19 protein-coding genes and 1 riboswitch are annotated in these 20,107 nt (G+C 39.0%); of the genes, 8 read left to right on the forward strand and 11 right to left on the reverse strand.

The features are described from left to right. Nucleotides 1-164: 164 nt before the first annotated feature. Nucleotides 165-2,102 (forward strand): elongation factor G, encoded by a 1,938-nt coding sequence (locus HXV90_RS05050; protein WP_269898529.1) that lies wholly within the window; start codon nt 165-167, stop codon nt 2,100-2,102. A 116-nt stretch (nt 2,103-2,218) separates the two neighbouring features. Here the strand turns inward: HXV90_RS05050 and HXV90_RS05055 are convergent, their stop codons facing one another. Continuing rightward, nucleotides 2,219-2,974, reverse strand: a complete 756-nt coding sequence (locus HXV90_RS05055) for a hypothetical protein (RefSeq protein WP_048395717.1) — start codon at nt 2,972-2,974, stop codon at nt 2,219-2,221. A gap of 226 nt (nt 2,975-3,200) precedes the next feature. Then, nucleotides 3,201-3,384, reverse strand: a riboswitch (cobalamin riboswitch). A gap of 210 nt (nt 3,385-3,594) precedes the next feature. Here HXV90_RS05055 and HXV90_RS05060 point away from each other — a divergent pair. Next, nucleotides 3,595-4,362 carry a GNAT family N-acetyltransferase gene (locus HXV90_RS05060; RefSeq protein WP_054549244.1) on the forward strand — a complete coding sequence of 256 codons (768 nt, stop codon included), beginning with the start codon at nt 3,595-3,597 and terminating at the stop codon, nt 4,360-4,362. A gap of 163 nt (nt 4,363-4,525) precedes the next feature. Here HXV90_RS05060 and HXV90_RS05065 read toward each other — a convergent pair whose 3' ends face one another. Further along, nucleotides 4,526-4,906, reverse strand: coding sequence for a PH domain-containing protein (locus HXV90_RS05065; RefSeq protein WP_048395723.1), 381 nt, complete (start codon nt 4,904-4,906; stop codon nt 4,526-4,528). Between the two features lie 201 nt (nt 4,907-5,107). Here HXV90_RS05065 and HXV90_RS05070 point away from each other — a divergent pair, with 201 nt between their 5' ends. Beyond that, nucleotides 5,108-5,404: a YhfM domain-containing protein gene (locus HXV90_RS05070; protein WP_269898530.1), complete on the forward strand. Its 297-nt coding sequence runs from the start codon at nt 5,108-5,110 to the stop codon at nt 5,402-5,404. A gap of 125 nt (nt 5,405-5,529) precedes the next feature. Here the strand turns inward: HXV90_RS05070 and HXV90_RS05075 are convergent, their stop codons facing one another. The 8 genes from HXV90_RS05075 to HXV90_RS05110 all read right to left on the reverse strand — a co-directional run bounded on the left by HXV90_RS05075 (nt 5,530) and on the right by HXV90_RS05110 (nt 12,282). Beyond that, nucleotides 5,530-6,774 (reverse strand): methyl-accepting chemotaxis protein, encoded by a 1,245-nt coding sequence (locus HXV90_RS05075; RefSeq protein WP_259950678.1) that lies wholly within the window; start codon nt 6,772-6,774, stop codon nt 5,530-5,532. Nucleotides 6,775-6,933: 159 nt separating this feature from the next. Continuing rightward, complete coding sequence (gene aspA, locus HXV90_RS05080; protein WP_004230240.1) at nt 6,934-8,352, reverse strand: aspartate ammonia-lyase; 1,419 nt, start codon at nt 8,350-8,352, stop codon at nt 6,934-6,936. A 155-nt stretch (nt 8,353-8,507) separates the two neighbouring features. Then, on the reverse strand, nt 8,508-9,137 hold the full coding sequence (locus tag HXV90_RS05085; protein WP_269898531.1) for an NAD(P)-dependent oxidoreductase: 630 nt from the start codon (nt 9,135-9,137) through the stop codon (nt 8,508-8,510). 70 nt (nt 9,138-9,207) lie between these two features. Next, nucleotides 9,208-9,621, reverse strand: coding sequence for an Rrf2 family transcriptional regulator (locus HXV90_RS05090; RefSeq protein ID WP_048394490.1), 414 nt, complete (start codon nt 9,619-9,621; stop codon nt 9,208-9,210). Between the two features lie 105 nt (nt 9,622-9,726). After that, nucleotides 9,727-9,933 carry a hypothetical protein gene (locus HXV90_RS05095; protein WP_036080672.1) on the reverse strand — a complete coding sequence of 69 codons (207 nt, stop codon included), beginning with the start codon at nt 9,931-9,933 and terminating at the stop codon, nt 9,727-9,729. 45 nt (nt 9,934-9,978) lie between these two features. After that, complete coding sequence (locus HXV90_RS05100; RefSeq protein WP_048394492.1) at nt 9,979-10,164, reverse strand: hypothetical protein; 186 nt, start codon at nt 10,162-10,164, stop codon at nt 9,979-9,981. A 184-nt stretch (nt 10,165-10,348) separates the two neighbouring features. Continuing rightward, nucleotides 10,349-11,326 carry a thymidylate synthase gene (locus tag HXV90_RS05105; protein ID WP_269898532.1) on the reverse strand — a complete coding sequence of 326 codons (978 nt, stop codon included), beginning with the start codon at nt 11,324-11,326 and terminating at the stop codon, nt 10,349-10,351. Nucleotides 11,327-11,373: 47 nt separating this feature from the next. After that, on the reverse strand, nt 11,374-12,282 hold the full coding sequence (locus tag HXV90_RS05110; RefSeq protein WP_257961059.1) for a hypothetical protein: 909 nt from the start codon (nt 12,280-12,282) through the stop codon (nt 11,374-11,376). 190 nt (nt 12,283-12,472) lie between these two features. Here HXV90_RS05110 and HXV90_RS05115 point away from each other — a divergent pair, with 190 nt between their 5' ends. The 3 genes from HXV90_RS05115 (at nt 12,473) to HXV90_RS05125 (ending at nt 15,696) form a co-directional block, all read left to right on the forward strand. After that, a complete protein-coding gene (locus HXV90_RS05115) occupies nt 12,473-14,665 on the forward strand; it encodes an ATP-binding protein (protein WP_269898533.1) in 2,193 nt (730 codons plus the stop codon). Then, nucleotides 14,640-15,266 carry a response regulator transcription factor gene (locus tag HXV90_RS05120; RefSeq protein WP_269898534.1) on the forward strand — a complete coding sequence of 209 codons (627 nt, stop codon included), beginning with the start codon at nt 14,640-14,642 and terminating at the stop codon, nt 15,264-15,266. Before HXV90_RS05115 ends, HXV90_RS05120 begins: the two co-directional genes overlap by 26 nt. A 229-nt stretch (nt 15,267-15,495) precedes the next feature. Further along, complete coding sequence (locus HXV90_RS05125) at nt 15,496-15,696, forward strand: cold-shock protein (protein ID WP_004230248.1); 201 nt, start codon at nt 15,496-15,498, stop codon at nt 15,694-15,696. Nucleotides 15,697-15,809: 113 nt separating this feature from the next. Here HXV90_RS05125 and HXV90_RS05130 read toward each other — a convergent pair whose 3' ends face one another. Beyond that, entirely contained in the window at nt 15,810-17,108 is a 1,299-nt protein-coding gene (locus tag HXV90_RS05130; RefSeq protein WP_048394501.1) for a hypothetical protein, read from the reverse strand. A gap of 150 nt (nt 17,109-17,258) precedes the next feature. On the opposite strand from HXV90_RS05130, the gene HXV90_RS05135 reads away from it, so the two are divergent. Both HXV90_RS05135 and HXV90_RS05140 read left to right on the forward strand, forming a co-directional pair. Further along, complete coding sequence (locus HXV90_RS05135) at nt 17,259-18,788, forward strand: AbgT family transporter (RefSeq protein ID WP_048394502.1); 1,530 nt, start codon at nt 17,259-17,261, stop codon at nt 18,786-18,788. A 13-nt stretch (nt 18,789-18,801) separates the two neighbouring features. Continuing rightward, nucleotides 18,802-19,992 carry an amidohydrolase gene (locus HXV90_RS05140; RefSeq protein WP_048394504.1) on the forward strand — a complete coding sequence of 397 codons (1,191 nt, stop codon included), beginning with the start codon at nt 18,802-18,804 and terminating at the stop codon, nt 19,990-19,992. Nucleotides 19,993-20,107: the final 115 nt, after the last annotated feature.

Genomic DNA, 20,107 nt, shown 5'->3' on the forward strand with positions numbered 1-20,107 from the left:
AGCAGAAGAAAATTTATCGCGCAATCAGTAGTATGACACTAAAAGTATAATCATCATTATATTAGCACTATTTCGACATAAAGACGAACTATTTTACAAGAAATATAGAAGCTAGTATTCTGTTACAATAAAAAGATAGCATTCTATAGAAACGAGGATTTCTTATGTACAAAACGATCGGTGTACTTGCGCACGTGGATGCAGGAAAAACGACCTTCTCTGAGCAAGTGCTTTTTCATACAAATAGTATTCAAGCACGGGGGCGTGTTGATCATCAGGATACCTTTCTTGATCATCATGAGCTAGAGCGCAGACGAGGCATTACGATATTTGCCGAGCAAGGGCGCATGAATATTGGCGATGATACATACACATTGATTGATACGCCAGGGCATGTCGATTTCTCCCCTGAGATGGAGCGTGCTATTCGTGTGATGGATTATGCCATTATTATCATTAGCGCTGTCGAAGGGATACAGGGCCATACAGAAACAGTGTGGCAACTTTTACGTCAATACCATGTCCCTACCTTCTTCTTTATCAACAAAATGGATCGTGAGGGTGCCAATATGGAGGCCGTCATCAGCCAGCTTCGTAAAGATTGCTCTCAGCATGTATTGCTCATCGATGAGCCACTGCGAGCAGACTATGTATCAAATAATATTATGGAATGGCTGGCGGAGCGCGACGAAAAATTGCTTGATGCCTTTCTAAATGAGTCATTGGAGCATGAACAGTGTCTTGCTCAATTAAAGGAAATGATTAAAAATGAAGGTGCCTTCCCTTGCTTTGCTGGCTCGGCCTTAAAGGATGAGGGCATTCAGGAATTTCTTGACCAGCTCCCGCTGTTAACGGCTTCCCATTTTGACAAGGATGCCCCGTTTGAGGGCGAGGTTTTTAAGATTCGTCATGATGGGCACCAGCGTTTAACCTTTATGAAGGCAACCAAGGGCTCGTTGCATGTACGAGATGAATTTTCATTTGACGAAGTAACAGAAAAAGTGACCGAAATTCGCCTTTATAACGGCAGTCGCTTTGAGACCGTTCAACAGGTAGAGGCAGGAGAAATTTTCGCTGTCAAAGGACTGAGCCAGGCAAACATTGGGGATCGAATCGGTACAACGATGCTATCACAGCCCTATGAGCTTGTCCCAACCTTACAGGCAAAGGTTCAATATGAGGGTGATCAGCATATCAAGGAAGTGCTACAGATTTTCCGGTTACTCGAAGCAGAAGAACCGTCCTTGCGTGTGGTCTGGCAGGAAAAATTTCAGGAAATCCATGTGCATATTATGGGTGCCATTCAATTGGAGGTCCTAACTGAGGTATTAATGACGCGTTTTTCATTAGCTGTCTCCTTTGGTGAGCCGCAAATTTTATACATGGAAACCATTGCGACGACCGTAACGGGCTATGGTCATTTCGAGCCCCTCAAGCATTATGCAGAAGTTCATTTATTAATGGAGCCAAATCCACGTGGAACAGGAAATACCTTCACCAATGCCTGTCATGCCGATCATTTATCTGTAGGCAATCAGCGCCTTGTTGAAAAGCATCTGTTTGAGCGTGACCATCATGGGCTACTGACAGGCTTCCCTGTAACAGATATTCATTTTACACTTCTAACAGGTCGCGGGCACAATGAACATACATCGGGGGGAGATTTCCGTGAAGCCAGTTTCCGTGCCCTGCGTCAGGGGCTGGAGCAGGCACAAAATGTCCTACTTGAACCCTATTATCGCTTTAAAATGAAAGCTTCAAATGACTTTATCGGTCGTATGATGACTGATATTCAGCAAGCAGCAGGCACGTTCGATGACCCGATTTTATCCGAAACGGATGTTATCCTAACAGGTCGTGCACCTGTTGCCACTTTAATGAGCTACAGCACAACCTTTGCCGCCTATACAAATGGGAAAGGTGCACTCACACTCCAATTTGATGGCTATGATGTGTGCCATAATACAGAGGATGTGATTGCACAGATTGGCTACGATAAAAATGCCGATCCTGAGTATAGTTCCTCTAGTATCTTTTGTGCAAAGGGCAAAGGATATTCGGTTCCATGGCAAGAAGCACAGGCAGCCATGCATTGCCTGTAGGATAGGATGAGCCTGCTCGCTTCGGGTAATCCGCGGGTATTTCTTTCTTGGGCATCAATATATCTCTACCCTACCATAAGATATTACAAGCCCTCCAAAAAATGGAGGGCTTGTTTTTATAGTGCACCGACAGCTTTCTTTGTTGGATTGTCCAACAAATATGCGGGTTCAACTATTACATAGTCATGCTTGTTCGTAAAATCAATTAGTACCTTACCAGGTTGACTTTTTAATAGTTGTAGATGATCAATTAATTGCAGTAAAAGCTCGTGACCGTTGCCACGTGGATGCCAGTTGAAATGATAATCATTTAACGCTTGCACCGCTTCAATAAATTGGGCATATTCCTGCTGCACAAATGCAATGAGTTTGTCATGATGAGATGCTAAATCATATAAATATGTTTCGTAAAAGCGCATGACAATCGAGCATAATAAGTCATTGACACGAGCGGCACTTAAAACAGGCTTTGGCTCCAATGATAGACGGTCGAGGTTGGGCTTTGCGCGTGTAGAATCAATGCGCGTAATTAAGTGATACGCTTCTCCGTTGACCTCATAGACAATCGGATTGGTCGGCATGTACATCATAAAACTATTCGTCTTTGTTTTTAGTTCATCTGCTATGGCTGCTTTCGCTAAAAGATGACCGTCCACATCCCCATTTTGTATCCAAATAATTTCTTTATTATATAAGATTTGCTCAAAGAAGCGATCATTACGAATCAGCTTCGTTGCTAATAATTGATCGATCAGAGACTCGACCACCATTCTTGTTTTCGCTTTCTTGGCAACTTCTGTGCGTGGTTGCTTACAAATGTTCAGATCTTCATAAGGCGTTTCCAACGTTGTCGTTACATGAATATTTGTCATACGTGCATCCCCTTTGCGTACATATTTTCAAAACAAAAAGGACTCCCTACTTTTGAGGAAATCCTTCATTTTATCTTCTTTCATCACACAATGCCAAACAAACCCTAAGTATGTGTGAACGAGTTCGATTGTGAACCCTTTCATTTACTATGGGCGTTTGACGTACTGTGACGAACAGAGCATTCTGTTTTGTCAACATGCCACCTCCTATTCCTCGTAGGTTTATGGTGTGTACTCGTAACAGGCAGGTATCCTGACTCATGATCATCGCTTCTTTTCTCCTTCCCGTCCAAAGACAGTGGATACTGAAAAGTCGCTCACATTTACAGTTGCGGGACAGTGTCGGATTCACACCGACTTCCCTTTTAAGCAAATTGCACGCAATTTACACCTATTACTACACGCTATTCAGTTGTCATAGGAATGAGTATAAGCACATTCCTATTAGATTACTAAAATCAATTGTAAAGTAGTGTTTTTCTAAAGTCAAATATCACAATATTTTCCAAACTACTAATAAAGTTAGAGGGGATATAAAAAAGGTGAACTGCGTATTTATTATCTTTCATTGACTTTATAATGAAAGATAGTGTACTTCTAATAGTGGAAGGATGAAAAATATGAAAACAAGTCAACAATTAGTAACGAGTAATTTAGAGGAAAAAATGAAACTATTTACTCGAGCCGTTTCTGGACAAATTATAGAGGAAGCTCATTTTGTCATAGCCAATACGAATATTCCAACTGATACATTTAATTTGTTAGTAGCGAAATCGCCTATAATTCATAAGGAAAATCATCTTAAACAAAGGATTAATCATTTCATTGTGAATAAACTTCCCTTCAGCACGTGGGTGGATGCCAACTATCTAAGCGATGATTGGCTACAACTGATAAAAGACTGCAATTTACAGGAAGCTGAACGAAATATGATGATGAAGCTTGACCATACACTTCACACAGGTCCACGAATTTCCAATTATCTTACCATCACAGAAGTAAGTAACAAGGAAGAGCTTCTACAATATAAGGAAGTTTTTCTAAGTTTATTTGGAGAAACAGCAGAAAGAGATGCATTAGAAATTTACTTTCATCAATTCTCACAGGAAAAACTAGCATCAAATGCTCGCATGTTTATTGGTTGTATAAAGGAAGTACCTATCGCTACGGGATTATTAATCGACAGTAAACATAGCTATGGGATTTATGATGTGATGACAAAAGATGCGTATAGGGGCAAGGGTTATGGCAGTGAGATGTTTCAATTCCTACTCAGTCAAACAATCGATAAGCAAAAGCCCGTAGTCTTACAGGCATCAGAGGATGGAAAAAATATTTATAAACGCTTCGGGTTTAAAGAAGTCGGAGAAATGATTGTATTTGAATAAAACTTCGCCAAGGCGCTCTTATTTACACTTGACAGTATTTTCGAGCTTACCGTAATCATGAAGCCGATTTAAAATCCGTTACACCGCCCCCTTCCTGGCACGACAGAAAAGCCTCGCAAATCTGCGGGCTTTTGGTTGTGCACACGTACTATTAGCACCTTCATTACGTCCCCAAAACATACTGTGCTAAGACGCTTTGCACCTTATAAATATTTGTCGCCTTATTGAAGTTTTTTTGAATCGGTAATGGACTGCCAGACACCCATATTTTAAGCTCTGCATCTAAATCAAATGTTCCAGCTGTTTCGACTGAAAAATGAACGATATTTTTATAGGGAATGGAATGATACTCTGTTTTCTTGCCAGTCACTCCTTGCTTATCAATGAGGATTAATCGTTTATTGGTAAAAATAAACGTGTCTCTAATAATTTTATAGGCGTTCTTGACTGTCTCGTTTGGAATTAATAAATTATGGACCTCCTCCTGGAGTTTTTCTAAATTCACCTCACTTGCATTGCCGATCAATCCATCAAATAAGCCCACTATCTGTCCCCTTTCGCTCTCGTTTATTTAATGTATTACAAAGAAGTGAGAGCTACGACAGGAAATGGTGGTATTATTTAGCCTATAAAGGGGGTGAGTGGTTGCGAATAATGATAGTAGCCTTAGTGTCTCTACTAGCCGTTGTTTTACTAGGATGTAATGAAAAACCAGATGATGAATTAGCTAAGGTCAGCATTTCTATTGGTTAAATTTAACAAGGTGAACACTGATTTTTTTAAAGAATATACGGATGAAGAATCACTTACACTATTCCAACAAGCCATTGCAACAACAGTCAAAAACGAGGGTGTTGTCAATATGGCTTCGCCAGAATATGATGTACAAATAGTGGACAAGGCAGGAAACAAATATGGCTATCATCTTTGGTTAGGTGATAAAGGTCAAAACAGTAGTTTGATGCATGTCGAGGATACGCATACGATCTACACAATATCTGAGGAGTTCACTGGGAAACTAATTGCGCTGGTTTTACCATAAAAACACTTTCCATGTATTCTAGGAAAGTGTTTTTATGGTCAATCATTTCTACTTTGTGGCTTTTCTAGTATTGATGAAGATGCTTATTTAGGGCTTAAAAAACCTAGAAAAATACTTTTCATTGCCTAAACCTGAAACTGGTTAGTTAACTTCTGTAAGTTATCCGCTTGGACACTTAAATCCTGTGTGACATGATTAACTGCTTGCATTGAGGCTGTTTGCTCATCCATTGAATGTAAAACAGCTTCTGTATAATTCGATAGCTTGCCCATGCCAGCTGCGATGGTTGTCACAGTGGATGCCACTTCATTGGCGCTACTTGAAAGCTGCTCAGCTGTCGTCGAAATATCCTCCAGCTGACTTGTCATTTGACTAACATGCTGTGAAATTGTGCCAAATGATTTTGTCGCTTCGTCAATGACATACACTCCTTGTTGAACATTTTTCAAATCATCTTCTACTGATGAGGCTACTTGTTTTGTATCACTTTCTATTCCTACAACTAAATCCACAATTTGCGTAGCAGAGTGCTTTGATTGTTCTGCTAATTGACGCACTTCTTCAGCTACAACGGCGAAGCCTTTACCATGCTCCCCAGCGCGTGCTGCTTCTATGGCCGCATTTAATGCTAGTAGATTGGTTTGATCTGTAATGGTAGTAATCATATCTGTCATTGATTTAATATCTGACATTTTAAGGGATAATTGCTGCATCAATCCACTTGTTTTTTCTGTTGAAGAGGAAATAAATTGCATTTGTTCTTTTGCCACATGTAAAATATTTGCACCATTTCCTGCTATCTCGCTAGCATCTTTCGCATGCACAAACACATCTTGTGTGGCTACTGTAATTCGCTCAATGCCATCAACGGTTTCTTGCATAGATTTAGCACTATCATTAGCCGATTGTGCTGCTTGCTTCAAGCCCTCTGACGTCTTCTCCATTTGTTGATCTACTTCTTCCACAGCAAGCGTAATTTCATTCGTACTCGCAGATAATTCCTCGATGCTTGCTGATAAATCTGTAGAGCTGTGCGCAATTTTTTGTGTCATTGTTCGTAATTGTTCCTGCATCTCTAAAAAGGATTGAGCTAGTTGAGAAATTTCACCATTATCACGAACCTCAATGACAACGGTATCTAATTGACCTGCCGTAATTCCTTGTGCAGCCTCTGTGATTTGTTTGATAGGCTGTATCACTTTGTAGTGAACATACACTGTGTAAGATAGTGTAATAGCGATGCCTACAATCGTTAACACGGTAGAAAACCAATCTAATGTCGTTACATTGGCTAAATCGATAAATAAAATAACGATCATTAAAACATTTAAAACGGAAAAGCCAAGTAAACTCTTTTTTCGTAAACTCATTACAAATTCCCCCAACTAAAATATGTCTTCCATACCATTATTATAGTTGAATAATCCTAAAATACATAAGGATACGCTCTATTTTATATGAGAAAAGGTCTACAAAAAAAGACTATAGACAGCCTTTTAGGGCATGTCTACAGTCCATCATTGCTCGTTTTATTTTAATTTCATGATACTAGAACCCGCAATACCTGGGTGTGTCATTTCATATGGATCTAAAATCAAGTCTAATTGTTCTTTTGTTAGGACGCCTTCTTCAATGCAAAGCTCACGAATTGAACGACCTGTTAAAATAGCTTCACGTGCTAGACGAGCAGCTACTTCATAACCGATGTGAGGGTTAACTGCTGTTAGCACGCCTACACTTTTTTCTACATATTCTTTCATGCGCTCTTCATTTGCTTCAATATCTTTTAAGCAGTTTTCTGTAAACGCACGGAATACATTATTCATAATGCTAATCGATTGGATTAGGTTGAACACTAATACAGGCTCCATTACGTTTAATTCTAATTGACCAGCTTCCGATGCTAGAGAAATTGTATGGTCATTCCCAATTACTTGGAAGGCTACTTGATTCAGCACCTCAGGCATAACTGGGTTAACTTTACCTGGCATAATTGAAGAACCTGGTTGACGAGCTGGTAACAGGATTTCTCCTAAGCCTGCGCGAGGACCAGAAGCCATTAAACGCAAGTCATTAGCAATTTTAGACATATTAATCATACAGATTTTTAAAGCGCCTGATACTTCTGTGTAGGCATCTGTATTTTGTGTTGCATCCACTAAATGCGTTGCACCTTTTAATGGTAAACCAGAAATTTCAGCAAGATGCTCATCAACAGATTTAATGTAGTCTGGGAAGGCATTTAAGCCTGTTCCGACAGCCGTTGCACCCATGTTCACATCATATAAATTCGGGCGAGTTTGACGAATGCGTACGATGTCACGGTTGATAACGCGGCAATAAGCTTCAAACTCTTGTCCTAAGCGGATTGGCACGGCATCCTGTAAATGCGTACGTCCCATTTTAATGACATGAGCAAATTGCTCTGCTTTTTGATGGAAAACGGATTGCATATAATCCATCGTTACTAATAATTCATCTATTAAATTTAACACAGCGATATGAATAGCTGTTGGGAAAGCATCATTTGTTGATTGTGACATATTGACATGACTGTTTGGGCTTACTGTGTGATAGTCACCTTTTTCTTTCCCTAAAATTTCTAGGGCACGGTTAGCGATGACTTCATTGGCATTCATATTGATGGATGTACCTGCACCACCTTGAATTGGGTCTACAATAAATTCAGCATCCCATTTGCCATCAATCACTTCTTGCGCTGCTTCGACAATTGCCTCACCAATTTCTTTTGATAATAGGTGTACTTCCATATTACTTAATGCAGCTGCCTTCTTCACAATCCCCATTGCTTTAATAAGTGAAGAGTGAATTGTGTAGCCTGTAATTGGGAAGTTTTCCGTAGCACGTAGTGTTTGAATTCCGTAATACGCCTCTGCTGGTAATACGCGCTCACCTAAAAAATCTTTTTCTATTCGTTGTGTTGACATTATTGTCGTCTCCTTTTATGTAATACTCACACTTGATAGTAGCTAATAAAAGTCGTATTGTAAACAGTCATTTTTCTGTAAACGAAAAAAATCCTTCAAAAAAGCAAAAAAATCACAAAAAACCGAGCGCATTTCCTACGCTCGGTTGCATTTTATTATTTATTTGACGTTACTGTGAAACGGCTATTAACGTGCTGTGGGTTTTCTAATTCATCGACGACAGCCACTGCGTAATCGGCATAGCTGACATAGCTTTCCCCCGCCTCATTTACTAATAAGTGGTCGACTCCTGCTGTATAGTGACCTGTACGTGGTCCTTCTGGATCGAAAAATGCAGATGGACTAATAAATGTCCAAGTAATGGATGATTGTTGTAAATCCTGTAGGTTTTGTCCTTGATTTTGCGCTGTTGCTAAATAAATGGCTGGGAAATCTGGTGTATCCATCACACGCACTTTTTTCTCTGGGTCCACAAATAGACTGCCCGCTCCCCCTACAACCACTAATTTTGTAGGAATACCTTGGAAAATCGAGATTAAATGACGACCAGCTTTGACATGTAAATCTTCTTGTCCAGCTGGAGCACCGAATGCATTGACAACGACATCGAAGCCTTTTACATCATCTTGCGTCACATCAAACACATCTTTTTCAATTACTGGAATAGCAGCCCTCACTTTTGCAGCTGAACGAACGATGGCTGTAACCTCATGACCACGTTGTACCGCTTCCTCTACTATTTTTTGTCCAGCTTTTCCTGTTGCACCAATTACGGCAATTTTCATGATTTATTCCTCCTAAGGTTTAGTTGTAACCATTTTAGTTACAGGTTAGATACAAGAAGACCATCTCCGTCTAAGTACGAAGCTGATCTAGCACATCCTGTAGCGTCTGTGCTTGTAATTGCTCTTCCATTGCCAGCCACACAGATGTATAGACACCCTCCAATGTATGCTTGATTTTTTGACCTACTGCACACGCTGGATTTGGCTCATCATGAATGGCAAATAGCTGCTCTGGCCCATCAATTGCCTGATAAATCGCTAGCAGTGTTAAATCCTTTGGCTCTACTAATAGCTCATAGCCAGCCATGCCAGAATGAGAAGAAAGTAAGCCTGCTTTTTTTAGCACACCAATCATTCTTCTTACGACTACTGGATTGGTATTCACACTTCCAGCTATAAAATCGGACGTAAGGAGACTTTTATCAGAGGTTGTAGCAATGAGCGAAAGAATATGGATCGCCACCGAAAATCGACTGTTCACCATATGTATCACCACCTGTTGTAACTATTATAGTTACAGGTGTACAAAAAAGTCAAGCACTGTCACCTGTATATATTGTTCCCCGTTAAGCTGTTGCTAATGTATCGCTTATATTTTTTTTACGTAAATGACTAATTCCTGTCGTATTTGACCGTTGTCCTCATAAAAATCTAAATTATGAAATTCATATTTAAAGTGACCTACTGGAAATGTCACACTTTCTCCTTGCGCTGCTGCCAAAATGCCTGCTACATCTTGTGACACCATATGTAGCAGCTCTTCCCCAGAATAAGAATCGATAAAAATAACGTTCATAAAAAAACACCTCCATAGCCATTATAGCTTAGGAGGCGCTTACATTTATAGTGTATCTTTATAACCTTTCAAACGAATCTCTTCGATGATTTGCATCATTTCTTGAATTTGTTGCTGCGACAATTCGATCTTGTTACAAGAATATGCATGTTGCACAGAACCCATGCTTTGTTCTGGCTCGCTTTGCTGTCGATCATATTCATCTACTAGAAGTACCATTGTATTTTTCACAACTATCACCCCTACAATATAATGGACTATTCCCATTATACCAAATAATGCTAATTATACCATAATAACTATAATCAAATTCTTTTCATCCAGTCATCCAACTAATTGCCTATTACGTAAAACAAATAGTTAGACCTAGATCTTTGTTTGAAAAAAACAGCAACCAAAATGGCTGCTGTTAGCATTATACGGCAATTGGTGCTTTAATCGCAGGATGTGGATCATATCCTTCAATCGATAAATCCTCAAGCTCTATATCAAAGATGGATGCTTTATTTGGATTGATGTGCAATGTTGGTAGGTTTCTTGGCTCACGTGATAGCTGTTCTTTCACTTGCTCCACATGGTTTGCATAAATATGTGCATCCCCAATGCTATGAATAAATTCGCCAACCTCTAGACCACACTCATGTGCGATCAAATGTGTTAATAAGGCGTAAGACGCAATATTGAATGGACAGCCTAATAATGTATCAAGGCTTCTTTGCATTAACTGGCAGCTTAATTTACCATTTGCTACATAAAATTGGAACATCACATGGCACGGTGGTAATGCAGCTTTACTGCCCTTTGCGCCCGCATTAATGACATCCTCAGGATTCCATGCATTGACAATGATACGGCGTGAATCAGGTTGATGCTTAATCTGATGAATGACATCCTGTAGCTGATCAAGGCTATCGCCATCAGAGGTTGTCCAATGGCGCCATTGTTTGCCATAGACATTTCCGAGATCTCCATATTGGTGTGCAAAGTCATCGTCTGTTAAGACACGTTCACAAAATGAGGAAAGTTCTTTTTGATACAATGCGTTAAATGACTCGTCTACTAAACAGCGTCGACCAAAATCTGTCATATCAGGACCTTTATACTCATTAGATTCCACCCATTTTTTAAATGCCCATTCATCCCAGATGTGGTTATTATGCTGCAATAGGTAACGGATATTGGTATCCCCTTTAATGAACCATAATAATTCACTTGCTACAAGCTTAAAGGGCACACGCTTTGTCGTTAGAAGAGGAAAACCTTTGCTTAAATCAAAACGCATTTGATACCCAAAGACACTGTATGTACCTGTCCCCGTTCGATCCTCTTTCTTTGTGCCATTTTCTAATATATGTTGTAGTAAATTTAAGTACGCGAATTCTGGATGCGTCATTTTTCTTCAACAGCTCCTTCAAGTTTGCTGTTGATCATTATACCATTTCACAACGAATTATTGTTGAGCTCCCTTGAAATTTCACTCTCTGTTGTGACGAAAAAAGTGGGCAGCAAGATGATATTTAATAAAACAGGTCCAACAATCACTAATAAATCAATGCCAGGACTAAAGTATAATCCAAATGCTGTAATCAGACCCGATAATACAAGGAACACGATTTGTGCGACAATGATCAAAATCGGCACCAATTGATACAGGTAATTGAGTTTACGGAACTGATGCATATTATCTGGGTTTTTAATGATTTTCCTTTTTAACCGTCTGGATAAAATAAGACAAGCAAGCAGTTGGATAGCCATAAAGCAAAAATAAATGACACTGTATAAAAGCAACTGACTTTTTTGAATGGTGCCATCAAAATGGCCCACTCTTTGGTTTAATAACTCTTGGACTGCTCCCTCATAGACATATTCACGTTCACTTAAAAAAGTAAAGGGCTCCATAAAGCCAAGCGCTGTCCAATCCTTTGTATTGACAGTCCACTTGGATAATTTACTTGCTAAAATACGCAATTGAATAGGATCTTGCTCGCCAAACATCCCTACTAGATGACGATAGGGTATGGCTACTTTTAGCTGACCATCCTGCTTTTCTTGAAATAAATCCTGAATATAAAAGGTATAGGAAACATCGGATTTATTGGCCTCATAACGAGTCTCACCAATTTTCCAATGATTAGCTAAGGAAGCTTGAATGCCATTTTTCATTTCTGTATAGGGCATATCCTTATGTAAATGCTTCGGAATCTTATAGACAAAATGATGATCACTACCTATGAGACCAATTTCTACCTCGACTTTATCCTGATTCACCGTTTTGGCCTTCGTGGTCAATGGAATGGTGATCATAGCGATGAGAAAAAAAAGTAAAAGTGTTAAAATGCCTTTTTTCACGCAGAAGTCCCCCTATTCGTCACTAATGATTAAATTTACCCTATCATAGCCATGTCCGAAAACACTATTTCGTTATTCCGAAAAAACAATAGTGGTTTTCCGAAACTCGTTATTTCGGTATTCCAAATTTATCAATAATTAGCGATAATATATAGGAGATTATGATCATAAGCAAATTAGAGGTTTAACAATGAAAAAATGTACTTATTGTATTTTTCTTACATACTTAATACTCGGTATTTATGTGTTAGGTATTACCATCAAAACACCCTTTGTGAGTCTCACTCTCGATACGACAAACGGTCAGCCTGTTTTTGTGGATAGCTATTACCCTCTATGGGCAGAGCAAAAAAATATTGAAAAAGGGGATATTATTGTGGCTATCGATGGGCAGCCAGCCATGGAGAATCGCTACGTTCAACAGCAAATGATCGTTAGAAGCGCCAATGCATTAACGATCCAAAAGGCTGATAAGAGTATTCAAACCATTGCTGTCAAACATCGAGACATGCCAGAAGAATTATATTTGCAAATTTTGTTCCCTATCTTTTATTTTTTCCTAGCTTTTGGTGTCGCACTTTATGTTTGGCGACGCAATCAAAATAATCTTTCAACGTTTTTATTGATCCTATTTTTATTAACTTGTTCGACCGCCTATATCAGTACTGGCGCATCAGCTAGAGGAAATATGATTGGGATGTTTGTCATTAGTAGCTGTATTATTTTATGCATGGTTCTCTTTATTCACTTTTTACAACACTTTTTCAAATACCTACAAATTAAGTGGACCTACCCTCACAGCAAATGGCTGTACTTATTAATACTGTTCATCCCTGGCTTTTATCTAATGGAGGAAATTGAGCCATCATTACGTGAGTTCACACCTATATTGAACCTAAGTTTATTTGCTGTCCTGGTAGTCTATGCAATTTTTATTTTAGTAACGAGTTATTTACGTACTAAATTGGCCAAAATTCGTTTAATTGCGCTTGCCTTTATCGTGCCGTTTTTACCTTTTTTATTATTCTTCGTTACACCTGAAATATTAGGACATAAGCCGATACTACACGCTGAAATCGCCGCATTGTTTTTATTATTTATTCCGTTCTCTTTTCTGTTCATTCAGGTGAACGAACGATTATTTGATATTGAATACCAATTATCACGATTACGCTATTATTCAACGCTAGCCTTTTTCAGTGCGCTTCTGTTGACAGCAGGGATTGGCCTGTTATTTATGGGGGAGCTATCCATCGTCCATGTCACAAGTATTTTTTTACTTGTCTTTATGGTGATCATTGCAAGCTTTTATATAAAAGAACGCATTGATTTTAAGTATCGAAAAATTATCTTCTCTTCTACTGGAAATTATGTACATAATTTATATGCAGCCGTTCAGCGTATGGGCAAAGCAAAAAACCAACAAGAATTATTGGATCGTTTTAAATATGAAATCACCGAGAAGCTTGGAACCACAGCGTTTCATATCCGGACAATAACAGACGATTCTCCACAGCATGTAAGCTACTATCCGCAATTACTGTTACATGATGCTGGTGAGGAAAAGATTATGTTAGAAATACGCCATGCTCTGCAAAAGGAAGAGCTGCTTTGGTTAGAATTGCTTGCACTGTATGTGTCCATGTTTATCAATAACTTACAGCAAATTGAGGATTTAGTGCGTGAAATTCAGCATATAAAAAATACCAGTGATACACCGCTTCCTTGGCTCGATAAATTGCTATGGAATATTATTGAGAAGGAAAAGAGTATTTTAGCACAGGAATTACATGATACCATTTTGCAGGAGCAGCTTCATTTAGCCAGAGAGCTTGATGTCCTAGCTGGCTCCCCTACTATTCAGAAGGAGACCGTGCTAGCTATACGCGAGCAGCTATTGAATGCAACGAAGGACTTACGAGAATATTGCGAGAACTTAAGTCCCCCACTATTGGATACCTTTGGTTTACAAATGGCATTAAAAAAACTCATTCAAAAGGTAAAAATAAGGGCTGATTTTTTATTAAGCGCCCAAATTGATCGTGTAGAATTTCAGGATGTCACCCTGCATCTCGTAGTCTATCGTCTTGTTCAGGAGCTGTTAAATAATGCAATCAAGCATGCCGAAGCAACAGAGGTTTCGCTTCAATTACAAGCAATCCCTCAAGGCTTTATCCTTCGATACGATGATAATGGTATAGGCTGCGACATTGACGATTTAATACAGTCCTCTGCATCAATGGGCATTAATGGCATTCGCGAACGTGTCCGTGCTTTTAATGGTGACATTACCATTCAATCGAGCCTTAACGAGGGCATGCATATTTATATACAAATACAAGAGGACGGGGATTCATATGATGAACATACTTATTATAGATGACCATCCTGTCGTTTTAGATGGTACGAAAACATTGTTGCAGGATTTAGCCAATGTTCAAATCGAAACAGAACAGGATTGCGCAGCCGTTTTATCAAGAATGGATACAGATACCTTTCAGTTGTTTCTCATTGATATCAATATGAAGCCAATCAACGGCATTCAACTATCAGAGATGATTAAGAAAAAACAAGCAGATGCATTGATTATTCTTTACACAGGCTACGAACTTTCCGATTATTATGAGCTATTGATTGAGAAAAAAATTGACGGTCTATTATCAAAGCTAGCGACAAAGGAGCAAGTGATCCAAACCATTCAAGCAGCCATAAGAGGTGAGATTTTACTGGCAGCCGATTTCTTAGACTTTGTTCAGCAACGCACAAACCTGCCGAATGTGCAGCAGGAGGTTCTACTGAGCGATAAGGAACAGGAAATACTACAGCTCGTTGCCCAAGGTTGTACAAATAAAGCCATCGCCTCTGCAATTGGTGTCACCCAGCGCACGGTGGAGAACTATTTATCGAAGCTATTCGTCAAGCTGAATGTAGAATCGCGGGCAGAGGCTGTCATTGTTGCGAAAGAAAAAGCATGGATTAAATAATGAGGAAATAGCGTTTCTTTACTATTAGATTACAAATGTAAATTTTTCCTTACTAAAAACGGAATTTACTGGATATACAAACAATTCTGTACTATAATAAAGGTAATAATTACATTACTTCATTGCTATGATTAAAAACACGTATTCAAAAGTAATACGAGCTTTTGAATACGTTTTTTATATGTGATAGAAGCAATTGATTGTTGAATTTTTTTGGGAGGGTGTTTACATGACACAAGGTACAGTAAAATGGTTTAACGCAGAAAAAGGTTTTGGCTTCATCGCAGTTGAAGGTGGCAATGATGTATTCGTACATTTCTCAGCTATCCAATCTGATGGCTTCAAAACTTTAGAAGAGGGCCAAAAAGTTGAATTCGGCGTAGAAGAAGGCAGCCGTGGACCTCAAGCAACGAATGTAGTGAAACTATAATCTTCACTTAACATAGACGTGCATATAAAAAGAGACATTCGTAAATGGATGTCTCTTTTTCCTGTGTCAGGACTTGCACAGGTAGCCCCACCGTATGAGCCATTCCATCCTGACTAATATAAATGAATTTGATAATACTTTTTTGGGCGTCCACGTGTGGTGGACGTGTTGCTTGGTAATTCGTGTGCTAAATTTTTCTCATGGAGCTGCTTTAAAATGCGGTTTGCAGAGCGTACAGTAATGCCGAGATGTGTGCTGAGCAGTTCCCCACTAACAATCGTTGTCGTTAGTTTTTCCAGCATCGCTTCTATTTTTTGTAATTGTAATAAGGGAATATCATATGTCGTACTTAAATTTTTTAGATGCTGTTGTTTTTCATCGTCAAACTGCAGCATCGTTCCATATAGTAAAGGCCCGATTTCTCGCGAATTTTCAATAATGTATCCCTGTGTTTCCTTTGAAGAGCAGAGGGTTGCGGCTTTTTTAGCAAACTCCTGACTTTCAATTAGAGAGTCACCAATTCCCCACCCTATTCTAACAGGAAACGATAGCTTCTCATTTAAAAAATCAACTAAATGACAATGTGAATAACGATTCGTTGTACTTAAAAATTGCTTATACGTCGTGATAATGGCAATAAACGATGCCTCACGATGTACGATAAATGAGCTAGCATACAGTTGTTTGAAATCTAATATAGTTTTATATAAGGCAATTTGCCGATATTCTAGGTCTTCTATATTCGATTTATCGATCGGAATTAAAATATGCACTACCACTACTTTATTTTGGTTAAGCTGTCGAATTCGCAGTTGATTGAGAAAATGATCTAATGTTAATTGCATGGCATATTGAGACGGGTAAAAAGCGATAAATGGTATATTTTGATCAGCTAAGCGCTCACGTATTTCTGCAATGCGGGTAAAGCTCAAATCAACCTTGTTTTCCTTATGCAATTGTAGATGCCATTCAGCAGCTTTATCGACAATATCGCTACTTGCGTACTCGCTCATCGTTTGGCTAAAAAGATAAGGTTTTTTTCCTATCGACCATTCATGAATGCCCAAATAGCCGTTTTCCTCATAGCAAAAGTCGATGGCAATGCGATTCATAGCAATCTTTTTCTCATAAAAAAGCTCCGTAACGGTACGGTAAAAATCACGCTCTGAAATATCAAAATAATGCATAGGTACCGTTGCTTCTTGAAAATGCGTTTGAGCATAAAAATATGGAATTTGTCCGCTAAAAAGCGCTCCATCTCCCCCCTCCAAATACTTTTCTAAAAGCTCATTCAAATGTTCAAAATCAGTATAAGCATAGTAATGAAATTCACAAAAAGAGGGTTTAATTTTTTCAAGCTGTTGAACCCATGAAAGTGAGCGTTTTGCGGTAAAAACATTAATTTTATACATACATATAGCTCCTTAATAAAAAATAAATATTGAAAATAGTCAGAAAATATGGTTTCTTTGTATAAAGGACATAGATTTTCAATGTCTTAAAATAGAGACATTGGATTCTTAAAGGTTAAGTCTAATAAAGTATAAAAGGAGATGAAATTTATGCAAGGGAATTCACAAACAATTAAGAAAAAATCTTGGATTGACAATATGTTAGATAAAATCGAGCGTGCAGGTAATAAGCTACCGGACCCTATCACGTTATTTATTATTCTAGCAGGTATAGTACTAGTTTTATCATGGGTTTTATCCATGCTCGGTATTTCAGCAGTTCAACCTGGGACCGAAGATGTCATTCAAGTAAAAAATCTGCTAAGTCAAGAAGGACTTATCTTAATTTTAACGCAGATGGTTTCAACATTTACAGGTTTCGCTCCATTAGGGCTAGTAATCGTGACCATGATTGGTATTGGTTTAGCTGAGCAAACAGGCTTAATTTCAGCTGTCATGAAGAAAATTGTGATGTCAGCACCTACAAAATTAATTGTACCTTTTATCATTTTTACAGGTTTAGTTGGTAACTTAGCGGCTGACGCGGCATTTATCATTTTACCACCAATTGCAGCCATGATTTTTATGAGTATTGGTCGAAATCCATTAGCAGGCTTAATTATTACATATGCAGCTGTAGCTGGGGGCTTCAGTGCGAACATATTAATTAGCTCTCTAGATGTATTATTATTAGGGATTACAGAATCAGCAGCACAAATAGCAGACCCCGCGTACACTGGTCGTGCAACGATGAACTACTATTTCTTAATTGCTTCGACGTTTTTATTAGTCATTATTGGTACATGGGTTGCAAAGAAGTTTACAGAGCCTCGCTTTGGTTCGTTCCATGGTGAAATTGAAAAGCTAGAGCCATTGACAGCTTTAGAGAAGAGAGGATTAAAGTGGGCTGGAATCGTAACGCTAGTTTATATTTTAGTCATTGCTTTTACAGTCATACCTTCGAACGGTCTTTTACGAGATCCTGCCACAGGTGGCTTTTTAAACTCACCTTTCATGGCAGGCATTGTACCTATCATGTTATTCTTCTTCCTATTACCTGGGCTTGCCTATGGGATAGCAGCGAAGGAGGTTAAAAACGATAAGGAAGTTGCAGAGAAAATTTTTAAATCCATTGCAGATATGGCGCCATTTATTGTATTAGCATTTGCCGCTTCACAAATGATTGCCTTTTTCAACTGGAGCAATATTGGTTCTATTTTAGCCATTAAAGGTGCAGAGCTTTTACAAGCATTGAATTTTACAGGTTTACCAATGATGATAGGATTTGTTTTAATTTGTGCCTTTGTCAACCTATTAATCGCCAGTGCTTCTGCAAAATGGGCTTTACTTGCACCAATTTTCGTACCAATGTTCTTATACTTAGGCTATTCCCCAGCGGTTACGCAGATGGCCTATCGTGTAGGGGATTCGATTACAAATCCAATTACCCCTATGTTACCGTATTTCGCGATTTTACTATCATTTGCAAAGCGCTATGATAAAAATATCGGTATAGGCACGCTTATATCTTCTTTATTGCCGTTCTCGGTGTTTTTCGCAATCGGTTGGATTATCCTCTTCGCCATTTGGTTCCTACTAGGTTTACCGCTTGGCCCTGGAGATTATATTTACTTAAAATAAGGAGTGTTAGAGAATGACAACATTACAACAACAGTTAGCAGATTTATTAAAACATTATGAAGAAGAGACAATACAGCTTCGTCGTCATTTCCATGAAAATCCTGAGCTTTCCTTTGAGGAAGTTGAAACGCCAAAAACCATTGCTGCCTTTCATCGTGCATTAGGTCATGAGGTTCGTGAAGGTGTAGGTGGCAATGGAGTTGTGGCAAAGCTAGTTGGTGGAAAACCAGGGAAAACAGTAGCGTTACGAGCAGACTTTGATGCTTTAGCCATTACGGAAGAAACCGGCTTACCTTTCCAATCGAAAATTAAAGGGCGTATGCATGCTTGTGGCCATGATGGACACACAGCTTCCCTCTTAATCTTAGCGAAGGCGTTTAATCAAATGAAGGATGATTTAGAAGGAACAATCGTCTTTATTCATCAACATGCTGAGGAACTTGCGCCAGGTGGAGCTATTTCGATGATTAGAGATGGCTGCTTAGAAGGTGTAGATGTTATTTTTGGGACACATTTATGGGCACCCACTGATCTTGGCAAAGTGCAAACAGCTAAAGGACCATTAATGGCTGCAGCAGATGGTATTTATATAACGATAAAAGGCAAGGGCGGCCATGGTTCAAACCCAAGTGACACCAAGGACTCCATTGTCCTTGCAGCTCAGTTTATTACAAATTTACAGCAGCTTGTGGCACGTCGCATCAACCCATTACGTCCAGCAGTAGTATCAATTGGCCATATTGAGGCATTAAATCCATTCAACGTCATTGCTGATCAAGTGTACATGAAGGGTACGGTGCGCACTTTCCACGAGGAGGAGCGTAGTTTGTTAGAGCATGAAATCGAAGAGCTTTTAAAGGCAACTTGTTATTTAACAAAAGCCGATTACGAGTATGAATATGTGCGAGGCTATCCGCCAGTTGTGAACCATGATGCAGAGACTGAGCATATAATGGCGTCCGCAGAGAAAATTGCAGATGTTGAGACTGTTGAAATAGTTGATCCCAATATGGGCGGTGAGGACTTTGCCTATTTCTTAGAGGAAATCCCCGGTGCGTTTTTCTTCACAGGGGCAAAAAACCCTGATTGGGAGGAAGTCTATCCACACCATCATCCGAAATTCGATATCGACGAGCGCTCATTACGAATTGCCGCCAACGTTTTAGGTCAAGCAACGCTAGACTACTTCGCAAAAAATAATTAATAAAAAGCATTACGAAGTGCTACATGCATTTCGTAATGCTTTTTTCGGTTGAATATTTTAATAAGAAGAAAAGGATGGCCAAAGCTAAGAGGTTCTCTCACTAGTTGGAGCAGTT

Source organism: Lysinibacillus sp. JK80 (assembly GCF_027557635.1).
In the GTDB taxonomy this organism is placed as follows: domain Bacteria; phylum Bacillota; class Bacilli; order Bacillales_A; family Planococcaceae; genus Lysinibacillus; species Lysinibacillus capsici.

What these genes read in the sequence shown, in the direction of transcription:
- HXV90_RS05050 (WP_269898529.1), top strand. Translation starts at nt 165, where the DNA reads ATGTACAAAACGATCGGTGTACTTGCGCACGTGGATGCAGGAAAAACG.
- HXV90_RS05055 (WP_048395717.1), bottom strand. Translation starts at nt 2,974, where the DNA reads ATGACAAATATTCATGTAACGACAACGTTGGAAACGCCTTATGAAGAT.
- HXV90_RS05060 (WP_054549244.1), top strand. Translation starts at nt 3,595, where the DNA reads ATGAAAACAAGTCAACAATTAGTAACGAGTAATTTAGAGGAAAAAATG.
- HXV90_RS05075 (WP_259950678.1), bottom strand. Translation starts at nt 6,774, where the DNA reads ATGAGTTTACGAAAAAAGAGTTTACTTGGCTTTTCCGTTTTAAATGTT.
- aspA (WP_004230240.1), bottom strand. Translation starts at nt 8,352, where the DNA reads ATGTCAACACAACGAATAGAAAAAGATTTTTTAGGTGAGCGCGTATTA.
- HXV90_RS05085 (WP_269898531.1), bottom strand. Translation starts at nt 9,137, where the DNA reads ATGAAAATTGCCGTAATTGGTGCAACAGGAAAAGCTGGACAAAAAATA.
- HXV90_RS05090 (WP_048394490.1), bottom strand. Translation starts at nt 9,621, where the DNA reads ATGGTGAACAGTCGATTTTCGGTGGCGATCCATATTCTTTCGCTCATT.
- HXV90_RS05095 (WP_036080672.1), bottom strand. Translation starts at nt 9,933, where the DNA reads ATGAACGTTATTTTTATCGATTCTTATTCTGGGGAAGAGCTGCTACAT.
- HXV90_RS05105 (WP_269898532.1), bottom strand. Translation starts at nt 11,326, where the DNA reads ATGACGCATCCAGAATTCGCGTACTTAAATTTACTACAACATATATTA.
- HXV90_RS05115 (WP_269898533.1), top strand. Translation starts at nt 12,473, where the DNA reads ATGAAAAAATGTACTTATTGTATTTTTCTTACATACTTAATACTCGGT.
- HXV90_RS05120 (WP_269898534.1), top strand. Translation starts at nt 14,640, where the DNA reads ATGATGAACATACTTATTATAGATGACCATCCTGTCGTTTTAGATGGT.
- HXV90_RS05125 (WP_004230248.1), top strand. Translation starts at nt 15,496, where the DNA reads ATGACACAAGGTACAGTAAAATGGTTTAACGCAGAAAAAGGTTTTGGC.
- HXV90_RS05130 (WP_048394501.1), bottom strand. Translation starts at nt 17,108, where the DNA reads ATGTATAAAATTAATGTTTTTACCGCAAAACGCTCACTTTCATGGGTT.
- HXV90_RS05135 (WP_048394502.1), top strand. Translation starts at nt 17,259, where the DNA reads ATGCAAGGGAATTCACAAACAATTAAGAAAAAATCTTGGATTGACAAT.
- HXV90_RS05140 (WP_048394504.1), top strand. Translation starts at nt 18,802, where the DNA reads ATGACAACATTACAACAACAGTTAGCAGATTTATTAAAACATTATGAA.